Genomic DNA, 22,612 nt, shown 5'->3' with positions numbered 1-22,612 from the left:
TTTTATGATTTCCTTATCAACTGTTTATCTTTTATTATAGTGAAAGGGACAAGTTCACGCAAGGGGTTTTGAAAATGAATTTATATAGTTATATTCTGCTGAAACATCTTGTCTATTTAAATGAACAGGTCATTCAAACAAATAATTTTACTCCCTTTACTTTCATAATAACGCAGCATTTCGTCAATTTTCCTTTTATCATAACTGGTAACGCAATCTGATAGGACATTAACGCCGTAATTTGCTTTGCGTAAGTTGTAACAAGTTGATTTAACACAAGCAACAGCATCTGCTCCTGCTATGTAGAAATCACCGATTTCATTTTTACTAATAAATTCAGTAAATTCTTCACAGCTTAAAGCGTTTCCTTTGTATTTTGTAAAGACATTTTTTGATACTATTTTCAAGTCGGAAACTATTTCAGCCCCATAGGTATTGGGTTTAAAAGTTCTCGTGCCGGCGGATAAATTTTCATGCCTGATATAAATAACAGGAATATTATTATTGACTGCCCAATCAATAGCTTTATTGATATTGCCAATAACATCTTTGTAATTCTTTGTAATGTCATTTTGAATATCTATTATTACTAAGGCTTTTTTCTGCATAGTATTTCCTCCCGATAGGTAGATTAATTTGTTCGTTTTATTATTATACCTTGTAATTGTTGACAGTAGTATGGCAACAATCTATAATTAAATAAATTTTATAAGGCGGCTATCCGATGAAAATCGACAGACTAGTTAGCATTATTATGATACTCCTTGATAAAAAGCGTATAGGCGCACAGGAGTTAGCAGATATGTTTGAAGTTTCACCCCGCACAATCTACCGCGATATCGACACGATCAATATGGCTGGTATTCCTGTACGCGGGGCATCCGGAGTGGGCGGCGGCTTTGAAATTATGCAGAAGTACAAGATTGATAAAACGGTTTTTTCGACTGCAGACCTTACCGCCCTCATGATGGGACTATCCAGTCTTTCCAACATGATAAGAGGTGATGAATTGGTTCATGCCCTCGCGAAAGTCAAGAGTTTTATCCCTGCCGACAGAGCGAAAGACATTGAATTAAAAGCAAATCAAATATATATCGATTTAAGTCCCTGGATGGGCAACCGGAACATGCAGCCATATTTGGAGATTATTAAAACAGCTTTGCAGGAAAGCAGGTTACTTTCGTTTGAATATGCAGACCGATACGGAAATAAAACAGCGCGGACAGCCGAGCCGTATCAGCTTGTATTGAAAAGCAGCCATTGGTATTGGCAGGGATATTGCCTTAAAAGAAAAGATTTTCGCTTATTTAGACTATCCCGCACATCAAACCTACAAATACAAGAAGAATTTTTTACGCCGCGGGATTATCAAAAACCACAGTTAGATTTTGCTGATATTTTGGAAACGATACAAACAAAAATCAAAATTCGTATTCATAAATCTATTATGGACAGGATACTTGATTACTGCACTTATGAACACCTATCGCCAGACGGCGACGAGCATTACATTGTTAGTTTTCCTTTTATAGAGAATGAATACTACTATAATATTCTTTTCAGTTTTGGAGATAAATGCGAGTGTTTAGAGCCGTTACATATCCGCACGGAAATGAAGCGTAGAATACATGATATAGCTGCAATATATGAGAACTAATACATGAAAGCTAATACATAAAGCAAGGCGAAAAGGACAAACCAGTTGCGATGATTTTCGTGCAATCTAATCACGGCACTGGTGAAACTAAAATACAAAAAAGAGAAAGGAAGTACCTAAATGTCCTATACGATACGACAAGTGGCGGAAAAAGAGGGAATCACCACACATACGATCCGATATTATGACAGGGAGGGGCTGCTGCCTTTGCTGGAAAGGACGGATAGCGGAATCCGGAAATTTTCAGAGGAAGACATTCACTGGCTGGAGTTGATCTGCTGCCTTAAAAACTCCGGTATGCCGATCCACAGGATCAAAGAATTTATGAATCTATGCCTGCAGGGGGAAGCTACCTGTGAAGAAAGAAAACAGATCTTAGTAGAACACAAACAGGCAATCCTGAAACAAATGGAAGTACTCAAGACAAGTCTGAATACCGTGAATTACAAGATCGATCATTACCGCGAAATCGGTATCTTCCATATCGACCGCAAAGATTGAACTACAGGAAAAGCCGGAACAATCGGATAGGGGGATGATTAATCCCCCTTCCACACCACCTGGCATACTGTTCAGTACCAAGGCGGTTCAATAGTTTACACGTAACATTTGGTAGTAGGCTGACATGGATGGATATCCAAGCCGGTCTACTATGCTTGCTGTGATTGACCGTATCAAAGTACGCCTGTAAATCCATGCTGACTACATACACATATCCCCCATCAACGTATTTCTTACATCTTCCAAGGGCATCGTGCGCTCCTCTTCCAGGCCGGAAGCCGAAACTGTTGTCCGAGAACTGTTCTTCAAAGATAGGCGTCAGTTCCTGGGCGATTGCTTGTTGTATCACCCTGTCCACCACCGTGGGTACACCTAGCTTTCTTACTTTTCCCTTCTCTTCCTTGGGTATCTCTACCCGCCGGACTGGATTGGGTTTGTATTTCCCTTTCCTCAACTGCTCTACCAACTCGCCCTGATGGTTTCTTAAGTAGGGTAGAAGTTCATCTACCTGCATTCCGTCAATTCCACCTGCGCCTTTGTTGGCTTTTACCTTCTTGTAAGCGGCGTTTAGATTATCGCTACGTAAGATGGTATCAAGCAGGTTGTCCGTCCAAAAGTCCGTGTTGATGCCAGGGTTCCCGGTAATCCATTCATGGCCGTACACTCCTGTTTCCCTTCCCTGTTCCGCAGGTATCTCTCGCAGGTAGTCCTCGATATGAAGTTGTCTGTACTTATTTCCATGTCCGGTTTCCATTTGGAATTGGCACCTCCTATTGTTCAGTCCTTCCCAGAACATCTATAGCTGTCCCGGTACTATGACCTCTGCTGACTTCTCACGGCAAGCTTTACTCCGCGTCTACAAATGTTTTATTGTTCTGACACGTCCGTGAGATCTCCCCGGGTACTCACACGTTCTTTCCCTCCATGTCCCCACCATCTTTACCATGCAGGATTTCGTGCAGTTATCGGACTTCGACTTGTTTAGCAGCCTTATCCTCCTGCTTTGGCCTATAAATGGTTTCTGTTCGTTGGGGCAGAGGTTTGCCTGCACCTTCCTTCAGCCCTCTTAAACCTCGCGGCGAGAACCCTGGTGTTTAGCTATATCCTTCCCACTGCCGGGCGGATTCGAGACTTGCACTCGTTAGAACGTGCGCCCGCCGGGCGCACTAAAAAAGGAGCGTGATTGTTGCACCAGCACGCTCCGGTCTCCTATTATTTGTTGTCCCCTGTTATTCGTTATCTCCAATTACTCGCTGCACCCATCTCCAACGACCTTATAGGTCTCTTCGACAATCCGTTCCATGGCATTTAAGATGTTTTCATATCCGGTACATCGGCACAGATGGCCGGAGATCATTTTCCGCAGTTCCTCACGGTTATATCTCTTCCCGGTCCCGACGATCTCCACCGCGGTCATGATCAAGCCGGGTGTACAGAAACCGCACTGAACGGCCGCCTCGTCGATAAAAGCTTGCTGAATGGGACTTAATTCGCCATTCGGCCCTTTCAGGCCTTCTACGGTCAGAATACGGCGTCCTTCGGCCCACATGGTCAGATAGATGCAGGAATCTATGGCTTCTCCGTCCACCAGGACAGTGCAGGCACCGCACTCTCCCACTTCGCAGCCCTTCTTTACACTGGTGAGGCCCAGCCGGTCCCTTAAGGTGTCCACCAGCGCTTCTCTTTCATCTACCGCCAGCTCTACCTCTTTATCATTTACTATCATTTTGATTACTTTAAGCATGGATCTCACCTCCTGCATAGATGACAGCCTGGGCCAGCGCCCTGCGGCTCATTTCTTCGATCAGCTGCAGCCGGAATTCACGGGAAGCTCTCCAGCTGGTTCTGGGATTTACTTCTTCCAGGACACCTTTTCCAACTGCGTTCAGTAGTTCCTGATCCAAAGCCATTCCTTTCACACGCTCTTCCGTCTTCGTACAGCGCATCGGTGTGGGGGCGGCTACGCCAAAAGCGATCCGGACATCCTCCACAGATGTTTTATCCGCGCTAAGCTTAATGTAAACCGCGCATCCCATCGTGGCGATCTCCATGGCTTCCCGTTTTCCGTACTTGATATAATGGCCGCCGAAGCCTTCATAATTCTCTCTGGTGATACGGACTGCGGTCAGCAGTTCTGCGTGCTCACGTACCGTACGGCCGGGCCCGGTATAGAATTCCTGTATCGGGAGCAGGCGTACTCCGTCAGGACCGGTCAATTCCAGTACCGCATTCAGGGCAAACAGGCTGGACGCACTATCCGCACTGGTGACTCCGTTGCAGACATTACCTCCGATCGTTCCGATATTGCGAAGCTGTGGTCCTCCGGCCTGATCCACCGCATTACCCAGAATTGGAATATGTTTTTTGATTATATCGTTGTTGGTAATATGGGAAAAAGTAGTGGCAGGGCCGATCACGATAGTTCCGTCTTCTTCCATGCTTATCCCTTCAAGCTCCGGGATGCCATGGATGCTGACTAAGGAACAGCCGGCCATCTTTCCCTCCCGGATCTTGATCAGCACATCGCTGCCTCCGGAGATAATGACGGCGTCCGGATCTTCCCGGAGTGCACGGATACAATCCGCCACATCTTTTGCCTGATAATATTTTTCTATATCATACATCGTCTATACCTCCTCTAGATCAATCCTGCTTCTTTAAAATGAGACACCAGCTTCTGCGGATCAAGCGGCAGGGAATCCACCGCCACTCCGGTTGCGTGAAGCAAGGCATTTCGGATCGCGGGTGCAACCGGAATCGCCGGCGGTTCACCCAGTGCTTTATTCCCGAACGGGCCTGTCGGGTCATCCAGCTGAACGAAATCCACGTGCAGGTCCGGCGTATCCATGGCGGTAGGAAGCTTGTAATCCAACAGATTGTCATTCAGGGGGCGTCCCGACTTATCGAACAGAAGCTGTTCACTCAGGGCATATCCCAGCCCCATACTCATGCCGCCGTGAACCTGGGCTTCGGCCAGCTTCGGATTAATCAGGGTGCCGCTGTCATGAACATTTATAATATTTAACACTTTTATCTTGCCCAGAGGAATATCCACTTCGATCTCCGCAAAGCAGGCACCGCTGGAGAAGGTATTTTCTTTACAATGGTAAGTAGATTCCGCCGTGATATGTACGGAACGGTCCAGGCTGTAAAATGCCTCTGTGGCCAGTGCTTCGAGAGTCACCAGACACTCCCTGCTTTCCTTATCCACCACATTGTTTTCCTCTATATCCAGGACATCTGCCGGCATCTTCAGCAGATAGGAGGCATAGTCCAGAATCCGCTCCTTCAAAAGCTGGGCGGTCTGCTTTAAGGCCTTGCCGCTGACATAGGTCTGTCTGGACGCATAGGCGCCGGTATCAAAAGGACTGATATCGGTATCCTGTGTGGAAACAATATAGATGCGGTCCTCCGTAATTCCGGTTACCTCAGCAGCCATCTGCGTAAATACGGTATCCGCCCCCTGACCGATCTCGGTGGCGCCCATCTGCAGCTGTATGGACCCGTCCTGATTCAGAATCATACGGCAGGAAGCGGTTTCCAGCGAGATCGGGTAAACACCGGTTTTGTAACAGAATATGGCCATTCCAACACCACGGCGCACCGGACCGGTCTGATCCGCGTATTCTTTTCGCTTTTCATCCCAGTTGATATAATCACGGCCTTTTTCCATACATTTCTTTAAGCCGTAGCTGTTAAACTTCACTTTGGTGTGGGGATCCACATAACCTTCCGGCATGCAGTTTTTAAACCGGAATTCCAGAGGATCCATGCCAATGGCGTTAGCCAGATCTTCCGCGAGACATTCCGCCGCAAAATCCGACTGCGGGATACCATAACCGCGCATGGCCCCGCCGACGGTAATATTCGTATATACGGTATAACTATCGGATTCCAGGGCTTTTTCCTCGTGATAGAGCTGTTTAAAACCATTCGCTGCGTTGGCTACGATGGCGTGGCCATGGGAAGCATAACCGCCCTGGTTGGAATAGGCCTCGAATTTTCGGGCGACCAAAGTACCGTCATCCCGCACTGCGCCTTTTACGTGGAATTTTATCGCGTGACGCACCCTGGTACAGGCCAGGGTCTCTTCTCTTGTAAGTTCCAGACGAACACCTCTGCCACCTACCTGTGTGCACAGGAAAGCATTTAAAGGCTCATATAAGACATCCTGTTTATTGCCAAAGCCGCCGCCAATATAGGGCTTGATTACCCGGATCTGTCCCCAGGGGATGCCCAGAGCCTGGCCGATCACCCGGCGGACGATGTGGGGAATCTGGGTGGAGGATGTGACTACAATCTTATCATTTGCCATATAGGCGTAGGAAACCGGCACCTCCAGATGGCAGTGCTGGACAGTCTGGGTTTCGTATGTTCTTTCAATAACATGTAAGGAGGGCTCTTCTTCCAGTGCCTGGTCATAAGTCATGTCTCCAAGCTGAAAGGAGGAATGCACCAGAACGTTCCCCGGTTTTTCCTCATGGAGAGTCGCGGCACCCTCTGCCATAGCCTCATCCGTGGTCAGAAGAGGTTCATATACCTCATACTCCACCTTAACCAGGCGTGCTGCCCGATTGGCGGCGATTTCATTATCTGCAATCACTGCGGCGATATCATCGCCATAGACGCGAACTCTGGTGTTCAGAAGCTTTCTGTCCGACACATCCTGATGAGCGGCTTCCACGGACCAGGGATGGCCCGGAGTGGGAAACTGTATGTCCGGCACTTCGAAACAGGTGACTATTTTTACCACACCGGGGACCTTAAGGGCTTCTTCCAGATCAAAGCTTTTCACCACACCGTTGGCAATGGTACTGTGTACGACTTTTGCCACCAGCAGGTCCTTAGGCGCCAGGTCCGCCACATATTTTGCTCCACCGGTAACCTTCTCGTAAGCGTCGACACGTTTTAACTCTTTACCGACTCCCATTACTAAAACCTCCTTACATATGCCAATGTACCAACCGGCAGGTCAAATCACCCTGCCGGCCGGTACATTAGTATAAAAATTTTTAATTAAAGACGTATTTATTTACAAGAATATGTATTTTAGAACAAATAACACCGCCAACACATACATTACAATGCTTATCGTCTTTCTGTTTTCCTTACCAGCGATCATGTTAATGATTACATAAGAGATAACTCCCATGGCAATACCTTCGGAGATACTATACATAAATGGCATCGCTATGATACAGATAAATGCAGGAATTCCCTGGGTGGGATCTGCGAAGTTGATCTTCAGAACTGCGCTGATCATCAGGAAACCGACGATAATGAGGGCCGGGGCCGTAGCAAAGGAAGGAATGGCCAGGAAAATAGGGGAAAGGAACAAAGCCAAGCCAAACAGAATCGCTACTACAAAGGAGGTCAGTCCTGTTCTTCCGCCTTCGGAAACACCGGAAGCACTTTCCACGAATGTGGTGGTAGTGGAGGTTCCAAGCAGAGCACCTACGGAAGTACCAATAGCATCTGCCATTAACGCGCCCTTAATCTTAGGAAGCTTCCCGTCTTTATCCAGCATATCTGCCTGGGATGCCACACCGATCAAAGTTCCCAGTGTATCGAACATATCCACAAACAGGAACGCAAAGATAATTACAAAGAAATCAAGCGACAACACTCTCGAAAAATCAAGCTTCAGCAAAGTCGGCATCAGGCTTGGAATGGCAATTCCATTGGAGAAGTCAGGAAGCAGGCTGAAGAAGCCCATCTCCGCATTCGGCTGGTACAGCCCCACCAGCTGGCAGATGATACCTAAGATCCAGGTCGCCAGAATACCCAGCAGAATATGCCCTTTCACTTTCTTCACGATTAATACTGCGGTGATGAGAACTCCGATAATCGCCAGCAGAACAGTGATTCCCTCGGTAAAGAAAGTTCCGGCTTCTGCAGAACCCTTAAAAGAGAAAACCGTAACCAGGGTGGAGTCCGAATTTCCGACAAGTTTACAATTCTGAAGGCCGATGAAGCAGATAAACAAACCGATACCAGCGGATACCGCATGCTTCAGGGACATGGGAATCGCATTGAAGATCGCTTCCCGCACATTCGTCAGGGAGAGCAGGATGAAGATTAAACCTTCGATGAATACTGCGGCTAACGCCATCTCCCAGGTATACCCCATATTGATGACGACGGTATAGGCGAAATACGCGTTCAAGCCCATACCCGGAGCCAGTGCAAAAGGATAGTTGGAGAAAAGCGCCATTAGAACAGTTGCGATCAGGGAAGCCAGCGCGGTTGCCGTAAAGACCGCCCCATTATCCATGCCGGCTGCGCTCAGGATAGATGGGTTGACTGCCAGGATGTAAGCCATGGTCATAAAGGTTGTGACACCTGCGATGACTTCCGTCTTTACATCGGTGTGGTTTTCCTTGAGATGGAAAAATTTTTCTAGTGCGTTCATTTTTGTTTCCCCCTTTATTAAAAATGATTATGATAGAGCAGCTTTCTTTTTGCTGCCTACATACATATTCTACCAGATTTGACGTCCCCCGACAAACTTTTTCGTTATATTTTTATCATCTGATAGATAAATCACTCTCTCCACCCGTTCGGGTATGGAAAGCTTCAGCGGCGTCGCCAGACTGCTGTCATCGATGACCAGAGCATCCAGCTCAAAGCCCGCATCAAAGCTTCCTGTTTTTCCAAAGAACGAACCGCTGCCAACCGTACCCAGATAAAAAGCTTCCTGTACAGTCAACGGCTTCAAGGTGTCGTCCGCCAGCCGCCACCGGAGCTTGGAAACCTGAATGGCATCCGCCATCGCCCGGAAGACGGAGCTTACGGTACCCCCTGCCACGTCACTTCCAAGCCCCACCCGCAGGCCTTCGTCCAGGAATCTGCGCACCGGAGCGATCCCGGAGGACAGATTCGTATTGGACTGTGGACAATGTGCGATATATACACCGCGCTCCTTCATCCGACGAATCTCGTCAGCCGAAGAGGATACACAATGAGCCATGATCGTCTTGCAATCACCCCCGAACAAGCCAAACTGGTCATATGCGTCCCCGTAAAAAGCGGAGGAAGGACAGAGTTCATTTACCCATGCGATCTCGCCCTGATTTTCAGACAGATGGGACTGTACCGGCAGCTGATATTTTTTCTGTATTTCTTTCAGGCGCCGCATCAGTTCATCGGAACAGGTAGGGATGAACCGGGGGGTCAGAATCGGCTGGACATTGTGATATTTACCGGCCACATCTTCTAACCAGGCGACGGTGTCTGCCGCAGACTGCTCCGCACTGGCTTCACAGAGGATATCCGGACTGTTGCGGTCCATATTTACCTTGCCGACCATGGTTTTCATCCCGGTCTCTTCCAACAGATCCATCAGCAGCTCTGTAGCCGGAACATGCAGAGTCGCAAATATGCAAGCCCTGGTGTTGGGCCCTTTCTTCATGTCCTCCACAAAGATCCGATACGCTGTTTTAGCATAATCCAGATCTGCATATTTGGACTCTTCCGGGAACGTATGGGTATTCAGCCAGTCCAGCAGCTCCAGATCCATTCCCAGTCCCCGGAACGCATATTGGGGAGCGTGTACGTGAAGATCCGTAAGCCCCGGCAAAATCAGCTGACCTTCACAGTCGATGAGCGGAAGATTCTGGTACTGTTCCGGAAGTTCTTCGTATACACCATCTGATATCCCGTTCTTACAGACGAGATAACCGTCTGCCACAGTCCTGAAATTATCTTTATCCTGGCTGTAGCAGATATTTCCTTTTAGAACAAAGGAGTCTTTTTGCATGAAAACCACCTTCTTCATTTTAATATTTTATTCGCGGCATGCCGGAAACATTATGGAACTTCTTTAATTAAGATACATTATGATAAGGTTTTAATAATTTATGATTATACTGTAATTCTGGACAATAAAAAAACCACCGGATTTTTCTACAATTTCCAAGCCCTATGTCAGGACTATGCGGAAACTTATAGAAAACTATTTACGGTAGTTTGTAGAGACGTTCAACCAATTATGAACATATATAAGTTTTATTTTATTTAGTTGTCTTATTCTATAACTGCTTACCTGATTATAAATATATTATAACTACTATTGTGCATTGCGTCAACCATATATACGGAATCAGAGGATTGTTTGGATATATTTGCCAATGAAACGTCTAAAAAATTGTTAGCTATTCACAATAAAATTAAGGTATAAATGGGATTGCCAAATTCTACTGCTTGTGTTATAATTTTTTTCGGATTCAGTTTTTGGTTTGGGGCATTAGCGCAGCTGGGAGCGCGCCACACTGGCAGTGTGGAGGCCACGGGTTCGAGTCCCGTATGCTCCATTTTGAATACTTTATAGAGGTTTCGAGTATTTTTATAATCGTCCTGTCTGGGGCGATTTTTTATTTTAGAAGAAAGTGCTCCTATGAAATAAATATATTTGATGAAAATGGAACATTTGGATCAGATTTAGACGGTCGAAATGATACATATTAAGGACAACGTTAATGGATAAATAATTAATTTGTTATAATATCACAGGTCTAATTTTAACTATTTTGTATTTATTGCCGGCACTTTATGTACTGGCATTTTTTCTATCCATGAATGAACATATGTTCCATAATTTATTTTTGGTATTTGAGGTGTGTCCCATGGATGGCTATGATAGCGTATGTTAAAATTTCACTAAAATTCGACAAATTTTAGGAGGTTGCATGATGCGCCAATACAAATTGCTGCTTCAAGGCATTCTTACGGACCGAATTCTAGTTTATAGAACAGATAATCACTATACTCAGGAGCAAATGGCAGAATTGTTACATATTTCTCCCCGTTCTTATTTTGACATAGAGCACGGCAAATATTGCTGTTCTGCAATTACTCTTATATTTTTTCTGTTAATATTATCAAAAACTGAGGTCTCAGACTTTCTGGATGATTTCCGGCTGCGCGCAGAAAGGAAAGATAAAGATGATGTTGCTTAAACTTGGAAAAACATTAGCTGAGTACAGACATGCCGCCGGCCTGACTCAGCAGGAGGCCGCGGACAAGATACATGTCTCGCGGCAATGTCTGGGAAACTGGGAGACAGGGAACCGGGAGCCCCGGTTCGGGGATATTGTACAGCTCTGTCAGCTGTACGGGATTGAGCTGGATCAGCTCACGAAAGCATCAAAAAAGGGCCCTTACAGGCCCTGAAAATGCTGAATCTGATTTTATATACATTTGTTAATTATCAGCTAAAAATTTGCTGCTTACCAGCTAAAAGCTTCTTCCATAGCCGCCTTCACCTTCGGTACGACATAATGGCTGCCGCCCCGGTCTTTCACATCTTCGATCATCATGGTGATCATCAGCTGCTGGCCGGAATCCTGAGCGGTAAATGCGGTGAACCAGCCCAATTCTGTTCCAGTCGTGTCATCTTTGGAGGCTTTAATCTCGGCAGTGCCGGTCTTTCCGGCAATCGTACGCCCGTCGATTCGGGCCTCATGTCCGGTGCCTTCCGGATCTTCCACTACCTGAACCAGATCTTCTTTGATCACATCCGCTGCCTGTGCGGGAATCGCCTGCCCTTTCCAGAAAGAACCCGCCGGATCTTCCTGATATTCAAGGGTCGGGGATATCAGGCTTCCCTGATTGACAAACGCCGAATATATGGCCGCCAGATGAAGGGGATTCACCAAAACCTCACCCTGTCCATAGCCGCTGTCGGCCAGCTGGATTTTCGTCTTGAAGCCTTCCCCGGATGTGATTTGGGAATTGGACATCCCATACTGGAATGGAATATCCTCGCCAAACCCCAGCGCTTTGGCTGCCTTACTAAAATTATCCTCACCAATCTTAAGCGCCGCTTTGGCAAAATATATATTATCTGAGTAAACCAGTGCGTTTCTTAAATTTGCCGCGCCTGCATATTCCTCCAGCGTGGTAACCTGATAAGAACCCCAGCTGGAATCCTCCTGCCAGCTCCTGCCGCTTGGCCCAAAATCCTCATCTGCCGAGAAAGAATCCGTGGACAACCCGATCGCTGCCGTTACAGGTTTGAATGATGACCCCGGGCACCAGGTGTTTCGGAAACGATTGTAAAGCGGCTGGGCCGGGTCCTCATTTAGGGAAGTCCATTTTGAATTCGTCATGCCCATGACAAAATCATTGGGATCAAATGCCGGAGTGCTGACCAGAGCCAGTACTTCGCCGGTCTTCGGATTCATGGCCACAGCGCAGCCGGAATCCTCACCCAGTGCCTCATAAAGCGCATTTTGAAGACGGTAATCGATGGTCAGCTTGACATCCTCTCCCATTTTCGCATCCCGGGACAGCAGATTCACGATCTGATCTCCATCCGCGTTCACGATATTGATCTCACAGCCGTCGATACCGCGCAGCTGATCTTCATAGATTTTTTCAAGCCCTGATTTTCCCAGCACGGAATTGGCGTTATATCCTTTTCCCTCCAGTTTTTCCAGATCCTCCGCCGTCACATTCTGCACATAACCGGTCAGATGGGCAGCCGCTCCCTTTAGCGGATAGACACGTTCGCTGGTATCCGATATTTTAATGCCGGGAATCTCAAGCAGCTGTACTTTTAACTCATCCGCATCTTTGGACACAGTCCGAATCGGTACAAAGCTGTCATCCTTCACCCATCCGGCGCTCAGCGTTTTCTGAATTTTTTCCGCATCCATCTCCAGCAGCTTGGCGATGGACGCGATGGTCTCCTCTCTGGGTTCCGCCAGCTTGCCGGGAACGATGCCGATGGAGGATGCGGTACCCTTTTCCGCCAATGCCATCCCATTGCGGTCATATATATTTCCCCGCTCAGATTTTGTAGCGGTATTTACTTTTACTTTATAATCTTCCTGTAACTGTGGAAAGATCAGCTGGGAATACCAGTCGATCTGATACTGCTTTTCCTCATTCCGGATCAATGTGGCGGTATTGGAAAACTGAAGCGTTCCCGCCACGGTCTCCATAGTAGTGTCATAATTAATCACCGCGGTGTCCTTTTGTTCTTCCACATTTGTAATCTGAATATTTACGTCAGCTGCCTCCACACCTTCATAGATATTCTGATTTCTGGCTATAAAATCTTCTTTCGTGACTCTTTGCCTGGTTTCATCACAGAGGAGCAGATACATGTCCTCATAATTTCCGCTGTTAATATCGGACATATACTGGGTCAGTACTTCTTCGGGAGTCGGCCCCTTCTCTTTTTTGTTCAAAAATAGAATCATACCGACTACGATTCCAACAACCACCAGAATCCCGATGATAATACCAATCAGGAGTCCAACCCGATTTCCTCTGCGCCTGTGTCTCCGGTTTCTTGCCATTCCGGTTCCTCCTTATAACGTTATATTATTATTCATATGAAATACTGCCGTCATTTTCCGTCCCATTATACTTCAAAACTGAATAGCTGTCATCATTTTTTCCTGTACCGGCTTCATTCCTTATCTGCTTTCTTATATTAGTTATATTTACCTGGGAAAATTCACGTTATCCGGTTTAAGTTACAATTATTGTGCAGCGTATCTAAAATTCAATAGCTTAAAATCTATTCCTTTAAATATTACATCTGTAGGCAATATAAGTCAATCGGTTTTTGAGAGGGGACTGGCATCTTTCGGCAGGAAAGTCAAATCTTCAGGAAACTGCGTGGAGAAAGGGGCCTGTCCCCGGAAGTTGGCTGGAATATCCCCTCATCCATCCAGGAACGCAGCCGCTTTATTTCGTCGAGTAGCCCGGCATCCGGGGACAGGCCCCTTTCTCTACGTAGTTTTCTGGAAGATTTGGCTTTACCACCGAAAGGTGCCAGTCCCCTCTCGCAAATCGCAACAGGGGATTGGAAAAGATTGTTATTTTCGATTGACAAATGGGAGCTTTTCTGGTATCATTTCACCAACTGCTTTTTCGCGTTAAAGCGTAACGCTTTAACGTCAAAATAAATTTTAAACTTCTCAGGGGGGATAAAAAATGTTCATCAAAATTTTGTTTTTACTGATCTTTTTTGCGGTTATGATCGGTGTCGGTATCTATTCCAGACAGCATGCCAGGAGCGTGGACGGTTTCGTACTGGGGGGACGTTCTGTAGGTCCCTGGCTCACCGCTTTTGCTTATGGTACGTCCTACTTTTCTGCGGTTGTGTTTGTGGGATATGCCGGACAGTTCGGTTGGAAATATGGAATGGCCACTACCTGGATCGGAATCGGCAATGCCCTGCTGGGCAGTCTGCTGGCCTGGGTAGTTCTGGGCCGCCGGACCCGTGTTATGTCCCAGGGACTGCGCGCTGCCACAATGCCGCAGTTTTTTGGGAAACGCTTTGACAGCAATACTTTGAAAATCGTATCATCTGCTATCGTCTTTATCTTTTTGGTTCCCTATACCGCTTCGATTTACAATGGGTTATCCCGGCTTTTTGGAATGGCTTTCGATATCCCTTATGAGGTCTGCGTCATTGTAATGGCAGTTTTTACCGGTGTTTATGTGGTCATGGGCGGTTATATGGCGACTGCTATCAACGACTTCTTTCAGGGGATTATCATGCTGGTTGGTATCGTGGCTGTTATCGCTGCCGTCTTAAGCGGTCAGGGCGGTTTCATGGAGGCGGTAAAATCCTTAGCCCTGATTGAAAGTGATGTTCCGGCGACACTTGGACAGCCAGGTGCCTTTACTTCCTTTTTCGGCACGGATCCGGCCAATCTGCTTGGAGTTGTCATCTTAACCTCCCTGGGTACCTGGGGACTGCCGCAGATGGTTCAGAAATTTTACGCGATCAAAAACGAAAAGGCGATCAATACCGGTACGGTAATCTCTACCATGTTCGCCATCGTAGTGGCCGGCGGCTGCTATTTCCTGGGTGGGTTTGGACGCCTCTTTGACAATCCGTCCCTCTATAATGAGGCCGGAATTGTCTATGACAGTATTATTCCATATATGATGTCCACACTTCCGGATATACTCATCGGAATCGTTGTAGTGCTGGTATTGTCCGCATCCATGTCCACGCTCTCATCTCTGGTGCTGACCTCCAGTTCCACACTGGCTCTGGATTTCCTGTACGGTAATTTAATTAAAAAAGTCAGCGAGAAGAAACAGATTATTACCATGCAGATTCTGATTGTATTTTTTATCATCGTTTCTGTCGTGATCGCGCTCAGGCCGTCCGTGTTTATCGCGCAGCTTATGGGAATCTCCTGGGGGGCTCTGGCCGGTGCTTTCCTGGCCCCGTTCCTGTACGGCCTGTATTGGAAGAAGGTTACCCGCGCTGCCGTGTGGGCCAGCTTCATCACAGGGGTGGGAATTACCGTGTCCAATATGTTTTTAAAATACATATCCTCTCCGATTAACGCCGGAGCCATAGCTATGATCGCCGGACTGATCGTTGTCCCGGTCGTCAGTCTAGTTACCCCGAAAATGAATAAAGCGAAGGTTGACGAAATGTTCACCTGCTATGATGAGAAAGTTGTCATCAAAAAGAAACGCTCCCTCGAAGAAATGTAAAGGCAAGCCGATAGAAGAAAGGAGAAGAAAGGGGACATGTCCATTTCGAATTTTTATCGAAATGGACATGTCCCCTTTTACTATTTCCTCAGCTCGATTCCCATGGCTTCCAGAGATTTCAGAATCCGCTCCATAGCGGCTGTCACATCCGCCTCTTCCAGGGTCTTATCTTTTGCCCGGAACACGATGGAATAGGCCATAGATTTGAAACCAGCACGGATCTGCGCGCCTTCGTAGATATCGAACAGCTGATAGCTCTCCAGATACTGTCCTCCATTTTTTTCAATGACTTCTTCCACCTGACCTGCCAGGATCTCCTTGGGCATCACCATACTGATATCACGGGTGACGGCCGGATATTTCGCGATACCCTCGTATTTCCGGTCGAACGTAGCCCGGCTTACGATCTCGGGCATATCCAGCACTGCCACATAGGTGCGCTCTCCGATGTCATAGTTTTCTGCTACGGTGGGATGCACTTCTCCTATATACCCCACGACCGTATCCAGATATATGATGTTTGCCTGTCTGCCAGGATGCAGGAAAGGTTTTTGGGCATTGGGATCATATACCGCTTTCTGATGCATTCCCACCTTGTCTAAGAATTCCTCCACAACCCCTTTTAAGGTAAAGAAATCTCCGTCTCCGTACATCCCCATTGTAAACTGCATCCGTTCCTCTGGGAGCTCCGTGAGAGGTATCTGCTTGGGCAGATAGATACTGGCCAGTTCATAGAGTCTTACATTCTTATTCCTTCTATTATAGTTGGTGGCCAGAGAGGTCAGCATTCCATTTAACGGCAGCGTCCGCATGATACTGTAATCTTCTCCTAAAGGATTGGAAATCACAACATTCTGACGCAGTTTGGAATCCTTCGGGATCAGGAGCTTATCGTATACCTTCGGACTCTCAAAGGAATAGGTCATCCCTTCGGAGAAACCACAGAATTCCGCGATATCTCTTGCCACTGATTCCACACGCAGTTTGAAGGATAATTTTCCGGTGGAGGCTTCCCCGCTGGGCAGAGTGGTCGCTATATTTTCATAGCCATAGAATCTGGCCACCTCTTCCGCCAGATCCGCCATACATTCCAGATCCTGTCTCCAGGAAGGGACATATACTTCCTGCGAGGCCGGATCGTATTTTAATTCAATCGCTTCAAAATACTGAATCATGTCTTCCAGGGAAATAGCGGTTCCCAGCAGCTTATTGATTTTATCCGTGTCAAAGGGGATCGCGCGGCCTTCTTTTTTCTTATTATATACGTCAACAACTCCGCCTACCACTTCTCCGCACTTTAACTCTTCCACCAGCTGGCAGGCGCGGTTTATGGCCTCTATGGCAGTGTTGGGGTCCAGGCCCTTTTCAAATTTTCCGGAGGCGTCCGTGCGAAGTCCGATCTTCTTGCTGGAAAGACGGATATTGGTTCCGTCAAAGCAGGCGGCTTCAAATAACATGGTCTGCACATGATCGGTAATCATGGAGTTCTCACCGCCCATAATACCGGCGACGCCCACAGGCTTCTCTCCGTCACAGATCATCAGAACCGATTCGTCCATGGTCCGCTCCTGTCCGTCCAGGGTGACGAACTTTTCATTCTTCGACGCCCGCCGGACGATGATCTCACGGCCCGCGATGGTGTCCAGATCATAGGCGTGCATCGGCTGGCCGTATTCCTCCATCACATAGTTGGTAATATCCACGATATTATTAATCGGCCGGATACCATGGGCAGCCAGACGCCGCTGCATCCATTTGGGGGAGGGCCCGATCGTTATATTTTTTACCACCCTTGCACAGTAACGGGGACAAAGGTCACTGTCCTTTACGGTCACCTTGATATATTCATTTACATCTTCCTGGTTTCCGGTTTCTTTCACAACCGGAGGTTTATACTCCTGGTGGAAGGTAGCCGCTGCTTCCCTGGCCAGTCCCAGCACCGAGTAACAGTCCACCCGGTTGGAGGTTATCTCATATTCGAATACCACGTCGTGAAGCCCCAGCGCTTCGATGGCATCCATCCCCACCGGTACCTCGTCCTGGAAAATATAGATACCATTTTCCGGTGCTTCCGGATACATATCACGGCTGCTTCCCAGCTCTTCGATCGAACAGAGCATCCCATTGGATTCAATGCCCCGCAGCTTTCCTTTTTTTATTTTAATTCCGCCCGGCGTCTTCTTGCCGTCGTGTCCGCCGGCTACTCTGCCCCCATCCAACACTACGGGGATCTTGTCATTCACATTGATATTCGATGCCCCTGTGACGATCTGAACCGGCTGCTCCTGACCGATATCCACCTGGCAGATTACCAGCTTATCCGCGTCCGGATGCCTTTCTATGGAAAGAATCCGGCCGACTACGATCTTCTCCAGATCTGCGTCCATCGCCTCATATCCCTCCACTTTGGAGCCGGAAAGGGTCATGGCATCCGTAAATTCCTGGGCCGATACATTAAGTCCCGGCACATATGTTTTCATCCATGCGTATGATGTATTCATCTCATTCTTCCTCCTAGAATTGTTTTAAGAAACGGTCGTCATTTTCATACAACAGCCGCATATCGTCAATCTCATATTTCAGCAGTGCAATACGTTCCAGTCCGACTCCAAACGCGAAACCGGAGTATTCCTCCGGATCAATTCCGCTCATTTTAAGAACGTTGGGATGAACCATACCACAGCCCAGGATCTCGATCCAGCCCGAACCTTTACAGAACCGGCAGCCCTTCCCTCCGCATTTGAAACAGGTGACATCCACCTCCGCGCTGGGCTCGGTAAACGGGAAATGATGAGGGCGGAATTTCACTTTTGTCTCCGGTCCAAACAGCTGTCTCGCGAATTCTGCCAGTGTTCCTTTCAAGTCGGCAAATGTGATATTTTTATCAATCACCAGTCCTTCGATCTGATGGAAGGAAGGGGAATGTGTCGCGTCCACCTCGTCCGAACGGAATACTCTACCCGGGGCAAGCACACGGATCGGCAGTTTCCCTTTTTCCATCACGCGGACCTGTACCGGAGAGGTCTGGGTACGAAGCACGATATCGCTTGTGATATAGAAAGTATCCTGTTCATCCTTGGCGGGATGATTCGCCGGTATATTCAGTGCCTCGAAATTATAATAATCGTATTCCACTTCCGGTCCTTCCACAACCTCATATCCCATACCCACGAAGATTCTCTCGACCTCTTCCAGCGCAATCGTGTTGGGATGCCGGTGTCCTACACTGTTCTTTTTTGCCGGAAGAGTGACATCGATGACTTCTCTTTTCAACTGTTCTTCCCGTGCTATCTTTTCCATTTTAGCTCTGGATTCTTCCAGAAATCCTTCAATCGCCGCGCGGGTCTCATTTACCAGCTGTCCCACCAGCGGACGCTCCTCTGCCGGCACGTCCTTCATCCCCTTCAGAACAGCGGTTAATTTTCCTTTCTTGCCAAGGAAAGCCACACGCACATCATTTAATTTGTCCAGTGCGTCTGAATCTGCGATCTGTTTCAACGCTTCCTGCCTGATTTGATCCAATTTTTCCTTCATTGTTTTTCTCCTTTACTTTTGTTAAGCTTTAAGCTGTTTTCCCATTGCATAAAAAAAAGCCCCATCCTGCAAAGGGACGAAGCGATATCCGTGGTACCACCCTAATTCCCGGAATACGATCCGGGCACTTATCATCTGCTTAACGCACAGGTTACGGCATTTCTTACTGAAATTTCGGAAATGCAGCTCCAGTGGGAAATTCGTCGCTCATCTGAACCTGAGGAAGCTTACAGCCGGTGACTCCCTCTCTCTGCAGGAAAATGAGTTTCTACTAAACACCTTCACAGCCTTTTCTTATCTTTTATATTCTATACATGCAGCCTGGAATTGTCAAGTTTATTTTTTATCGTAAATCCGGAAGCATAGAGAGGGGACTGGCATCTTTCGGCAGTAACACTAAACCGAACAGTAACTATGTGGAGAAAGATGCCAGTCCCCTCCTAAACGGCCTATTGTGGACTTTTTCCTGATTTTTTGTGTCTCCTCGTTTGAAATAACCGGATTTCCGTGGCAAAATATGAGTTGACTTCCGCTCCAATCAGCAGAATATACATACTGATATACAGCCACAGCATGACCACAATAATCGTCGTCAGATTTCCATAGATCTTGGAGAAATCACTGAAGTAATTAATATAAATAGAAAAGCAGTACGAAAATGCCATCCAGCCAATAGCTGTAAAAAGAGCGCCGGGAAACTGGGCAAACATTCCCGCCTTACGGTTCGGCAGAAATTTGTACATCAAGGTAAAGAAGAACATCAGCACCAGCACCATAATCAGTGACCGAAACTGAATCAGAAAAGAAAAAGTCCCCTGGATCCCCGGAATATGTTCCTCTATAAATCCCAGAATCCAGTTGCCAAAAATCAGCAGGCCAAAAGTCAGAAGCAGTGTGATAATAAACAATACCGTATAAAAAGCCGCCCGGATGCGGATAAAAAAATAATTTCTGGTTTCACTTACCCCATTGACGGAGTTCAGTCCTCCCGCTATGGACATGATCCCTCTCGCTGATGACCAGATCGCCACCACAGCGGACAGCGACACCACCGTAATGGTCTTGTCATACAATTCATCTACAATCATAATCACCGTAGATTTAAAAGAAAGCGGAGTCACACTTTTAATCACATTAAAGATATCCTGCTTACCGATAGGCAAATACTGAACCAGCGACAGCAACAGCATCATAAAAGGAAAGAAAGACAACATGATAAAAAAGGCCGCCTGCGCGGAATAAGCACTCACATGGTCTTTCGATAACCTTTTACTAAAATCCCGAATAATATAAATAAGGTACATACATTTTTCCTTCCTCTGAACTGCTGTTAAAAAATCATATCATGATTTCATCAAAACTGCAAGGAAGGACATGGGGTTAGTTTTTAATTATTTTTGAGGGACAGCGAGGCAACGGGCGGCGGCTGTATAAAGCCCCCGCCCCGGACTTCCTAATACAATTGCTTAAAACTGATCCCGCTGTAGTAAAACTGCAGAATATCCTGATAAGATTTACCCTGGGAGGCCATGAACTTTGCCCCGTTCTGGCTCATTCCTGCCCCGTGGCCGTACCCTCCCCCGATGATATCATAAGCAGTTAACTGATCCTGCTCCATGACAGGGCTTAGAATGATGTAAGCGCTTGGCAAAAGCGAGGTGCCTTCCACTTCTGATCCGTCCATCCGACTAACTGTGCAGCCTTTTGGAGACAGTGCTCCGCGGATGTCATACTCTGTAGTGACCACGGTGTTCCCTTCAGTCCCCTGAACGCTTAGTTCCGCGGCGACACCTCCGGCACCTCTTTTGGTAATGGTTACACTTTTTACGGTGCCAATATTGCCGAAGGCTTTCATGTTTTCGGTCAGGCTGGCTGCGGGAATCCGTACCTTCCAGCGGTACCAGCTCTCCTGACTGTCATAGGAGGCGTAATCATTTTTTTGTATGAAGGCCTGGAACGCATCTTCTTGTGTGAGATCCTGCTCCGGCTGTTCATCACCGGAAAATTTACCCTGCAGGTACGGTGTGGAGTCGTTGCTCTCCGGGTTCCATATACAGCCGTCAGTAGTATGGCCGCAGGAAGTGGAGAAATAGTAGGCTGTAATGACCGTGTCTTCATAGGCGGCTACAACTCCCCGTGTTTCGTCAACAGCCTGCACGACTTCAGGGGTTTGAGGCAGATTGTTGTATACCTGGAATTTGACACTGTCGTCGGCGTGGGCTCCGTACTGAGCATAGCCGCTGTTCAGAATCTGATTATATGCATAGCTTCTGGCACAGACCGCCTGGGCCTTCAGCGCCTCCAGTCCGTAGCTGGAAGGCATCTCGCTGGGAAGAACTCCATAGAGGTATTCTTCCAACGGAATATCGTTGACAATAACAAGACCGCCGTCCTCTCTGCGGATTTCCAGGGTGCCTGCGTAGCTGGGATTTCCCTGGTTTCTGGTTATGGATTCCAGGGTCAGCGTACCGCCCTCAGCAGGAGCCAGCAGAATTCGGTTTTCCTCCCAGTAGGGGCTATCTGCCGCGATAGTGACACTCTCCTGGGCCGCGTGCTCTTCTGTGTTTTGACCGTATTGGATCGTAAACCCGTTGTTCCCGGACAATTGTATCTGGCTGTGGAAGATATCCGCGTAATCGTTGGTTTTGATCAGGACACGGATGTGATCCATGGTCAACGGTTTGTTTACCAGGCCGGCGCATAACTTTCCTTCGGCCACCACGAATTCAGTTATATCGTATCCGACAACCAGATTGACCAGTTCTTTCTGTGCCAGTTGTCCATAGATCTGATACAGGCGGAACTGATCCGAAAAAGGTACCAGACCGTAACCTTCGATCTCCACGCCGTCCAGCTGGACGGACAGGATACGTCCGGATATGGTATCCTGTTTGATACGCAGCCGGGTCACTTTTTCGTAGGCTACGACCACATCACCGAGGACCCCGTTGACATCCTGTGTGGGTTTATCTCCTTCAAAATTTATGTAATATCCGTCTACAAAAATCCGGAATCCATTTTCCGTTGGTCCGGTAATCCATACGTTCACTAATGTGGTCTCTTTTTCAAGTGTCCCGCAGACAGCCTCGATGGTGCCGTCTTTTAACACGACCTGTATGTTCTGCATCCGGTACCGCTCCAGATCCTCGCCTGTCTGATTGAGAAAAAGTCCCTGATCGGTATAGACCTGGTTTTCTTCCAAACCTTCTATCGATACGGAGGTCCCTAAAACGAACAGCTCAGCGTTAGCCAGCGGCTTTTCAGGTTCTTCCGGTTTCGGGGCCGTCTCTTTTTTGGGTATCAGCTGGCCGATCAGGAGGAACAGTATCACGAGGATACCAAGTATGATCAGCATCAGTTTATATTTCACCTTGTTGTTCATAAGATACCTGTCCTTTTTTATGATATTTAAAATATATTACACAGTCCGGGGTTTTATGCAAA

Annotated in this window: 17 protein-coding genes, 1 tRNA gene, 1 riboswitch and 1 other annotated feature; of the genes, 6 read left to right on the top strand and 12 right to left on the bottom strand. The window is 47.3% G+C overall.

From position 1 onward, the window contains the following. Positions 1–116: 116 nt before the first annotated feature. Positions 117–608: a cysteine hydrolase family protein gene (locus tag KTH90_RS14290; protein WP_158353930.1), complete on the bottom strand. Its 492-nt coding sequence runs from the start codon at positions 606–608 to the stop codon at positions 117–119. Between the two features lie 116 nt (positions 609–724). On the opposite strand from KTH90_RS14290, the gene KTH90_RS14285 reads away from it, so the two are divergent. Further along, positions 725–1,657 (top strand): helix-turn-helix transcriptional regulator, encoded by a 933-nt coding sequence (locus tag KTH90_RS14285; protein ID WP_238726965.1) that lies wholly within the window; start codon positions 725–727, stop codon positions 1,655–1,657. A 120-nt stretch (positions 1,658–1,777) separates the two neighbouring features. Then, positions 1,778–2,158, top strand: a complete 381-nt coding sequence (locus tag KTH90_RS14280) for a MerR family transcriptional regulator (RefSeq protein ID WP_158353926.1) — start codon at positions 1,778–1,780, stop codon at positions 2,156–2,158. A gap of 1 nt (position 2,159) precedes the next feature. Here the strand turns inward: KTH90_RS14280 and KTH90_RS14275 are convergent, their stop codons facing one another. The 6 genes from KTH90_RS14275 to KTH90_RS14250 all read right to left on the bottom strand — a co-directional run bounded on the left by KTH90_RS14275 (position 2,160) and on the right by KTH90_RS14250 (position 9,917). After that, positions 2,160–2,912, bottom strand: a complete 753-nt coding sequence (locus KTH90_RS14275) for a reverse transcriptase domain-containing protein (protein WP_275061405.1) — start codon at positions 2,910–2,912, stop codon at positions 2,160–2,162. 492 nt (positions 2,913–3,404) lie between these two features. Continuing rightward, positions 3,405–3,902: a xanthine dehydrogenase subunit XdhC gene (gene xdhC / locus KTH90_RS14270; protein ID WP_158353924.1), complete on the bottom strand. Its 498-nt coding sequence runs from the start codon at positions 3,900–3,902 to the stop codon at positions 3,405–3,407. Then, positions 3,895–4,782: a xanthine dehydrogenase subunit XdhB gene (xdhB, locus tag KTH90_RS14265; protein ID WP_158353922.1), complete on the bottom strand. Its 888-nt coding sequence runs from the start codon at positions 4,780–4,782 to the stop codon at positions 3,895–3,897. The genes xdhC and xdhB overlap by 8 nt, the downstream gene beginning before the upstream one ends. Positions 4,783–4,796: 14 nt before the next feature. After that, a complete protein-coding gene (gene xdhA, locus KTH90_RS14260; RefSeq protein ID WP_158353920.1) occupies positions 4,797–7,088 on the bottom strand; it encodes a xanthine dehydrogenase subunit XdhA in 2,292 nt (763 codons plus the stop codon). A gap of 102 nt (positions 7,089–7,190) precedes the next feature. Continuing rightward, positions 7,191–8,570 (bottom strand): NCS2 family permease, encoded by a 1,380-nt coding sequence (locus KTH90_RS14255; RefSeq protein WP_158353918.1) that lies wholly within the window; start codon positions 8,568–8,570, stop codon positions 7,191–7,193. A gap of 69 nt (positions 8,571–8,639) precedes the next feature. Next, entirely contained in the window at positions 8,640–9,917 is a 1,278-nt protein-coding gene (locus tag KTH90_RS14250) for an amidohydrolase family protein (protein WP_238726964.1), read from the bottom strand. Positions 9,918–10,085: 168 nt separating this feature from the next. After that, a riboswitch (purine riboswitch) is annotated at positions 10,086–10,182 on the bottom strand. 215 nt (positions 10,183–10,397) lie between these two features. Here KTH90_RS14250 and KTH90_RS14245 point away from each other — a divergent pair. From KTH90_RS14245 to KTH90_RS14235, 3 genes are all read left to right on the top strand, one after another. Beyond that, positions 10,398–10,470, top strand: a tRNA-Ala gene (locus tag KTH90_RS14245). Positions 10,471–10,845: 375 nt separating this feature from the next. Further along, on the top strand, positions 10,846–11,115 hold the full coding sequence (locus KTH90_RS14240) for a helix-turn-helix transcriptional regulator (protein ID WP_238726963.1): 270 nt from the start codon (positions 10,846–10,848) through the stop codon (positions 11,113–11,115). Beyond that, complete coding sequence (locus tag KTH90_RS14235) at positions 11,102–11,329, top strand: helix-turn-helix transcriptional regulator (protein WP_238726962.1); 228 nt, start codon at positions 11,102–11,104, stop codon at positions 11,327–11,329. The genes KTH90_RS14240 and KTH90_RS14235 overlap by 14 nt, the downstream gene beginning before the upstream one ends. A 56-nt stretch (positions 11,330–11,385) precedes the next feature. Here the strand turns inward: KTH90_RS14235 and KTH90_RS14230 are convergent, their stop codons facing one another. Then, positions 11,386–13,464, bottom strand: coding sequence for a penicillin-binding transpeptidase domain-containing protein (locus KTH90_RS14230; RefSeq protein ID WP_238726961.1), 2,079 nt, complete (start codon positions 13,462–13,464; stop codon positions 11,386–11,388). Positions 13,465–14,107: 643 nt separating this feature from the next. Here KTH90_RS14230 and KTH90_RS14225 point away from each other — a divergent pair. Next, a complete protein-coding gene (locus tag KTH90_RS14225; protein WP_238726960.1) occupies positions 14,108–15,634 on the top strand; it encodes a sodium:solute symporter family transporter in 1,527 nt (508 codons plus the stop codon). Between the two features lie 80 nt (positions 15,635–15,714). Here KTH90_RS14225 and pheT read toward each other — a convergent pair whose 3' ends face one another. The 4 genes from pheT to KTH90_RS14205 all read right to left on the bottom strand — a co-directional run bounded on the left by pheT (position 15,715) and on the right by KTH90_RS14205 (position 22,550). Continuing rightward, a complete protein-coding gene (gene pheT / locus KTH90_RS14220) occupies positions 15,715–18,135 on the bottom strand; it encodes a phenylalanine--tRNA ligase subunit beta (RefSeq protein ID WP_238726959.1) in 2,421 nt (806 codons plus the stop codon). Positions 18,136–18,148: 13 nt separating this feature from the next. After that, positions 18,149–19,168, bottom strand: coding sequence for a phenylalanine--tRNA ligase subunit alpha (gene pheS / locus KTH90_RS14215; protein ID WP_158353906.1), 1,020 nt, complete (start codon positions 19,166–19,168; stop codon positions 18,149–18,151). Positions 19,169–19,237: 69 nt separating this feature from the next. Next, positions 19,238–19,462, bottom strand: a binding site (T-box leader). A gap of 155 nt (positions 19,463–19,617) precedes the next feature. Continuing rightward, positions 19,618–20,472 (bottom strand): YihY/virulence factor BrkB family protein, encoded by an 855-nt coding sequence (locus tag KTH90_RS14210; protein ID WP_158353904.1) that lies wholly within the window; start codon positions 20,470–20,472, stop codon positions 19,618–19,620. 149 nt (positions 20,473–20,621) lie between these two features. Then, positions 20,622–22,550 (bottom strand): SpoIID/LytB domain-containing protein, encoded by a 1,929-nt coding sequence (locus tag KTH90_RS14205; RefSeq protein ID WP_158353902.1) that lies wholly within the window; start codon positions 22,548–22,550, stop codon positions 20,622–20,624. Between the last annotated feature and the right edge of the window lie 62 nt (positions 22,551–22,612).

Origin of the sequence: Diplocloster modestus (genome assembly GCF_019042245.1) — a bacterium.
Lineage (GTDB): Bacteria > Bacillota > Clostridia > Lachnospirales > Lachnospiraceae > Diplocloster > Diplocloster modestus.
Note: the sequence above shows the minus strand (reverse complement) of the source record. Positions and strands in the feature narration are given on the sequence as shown.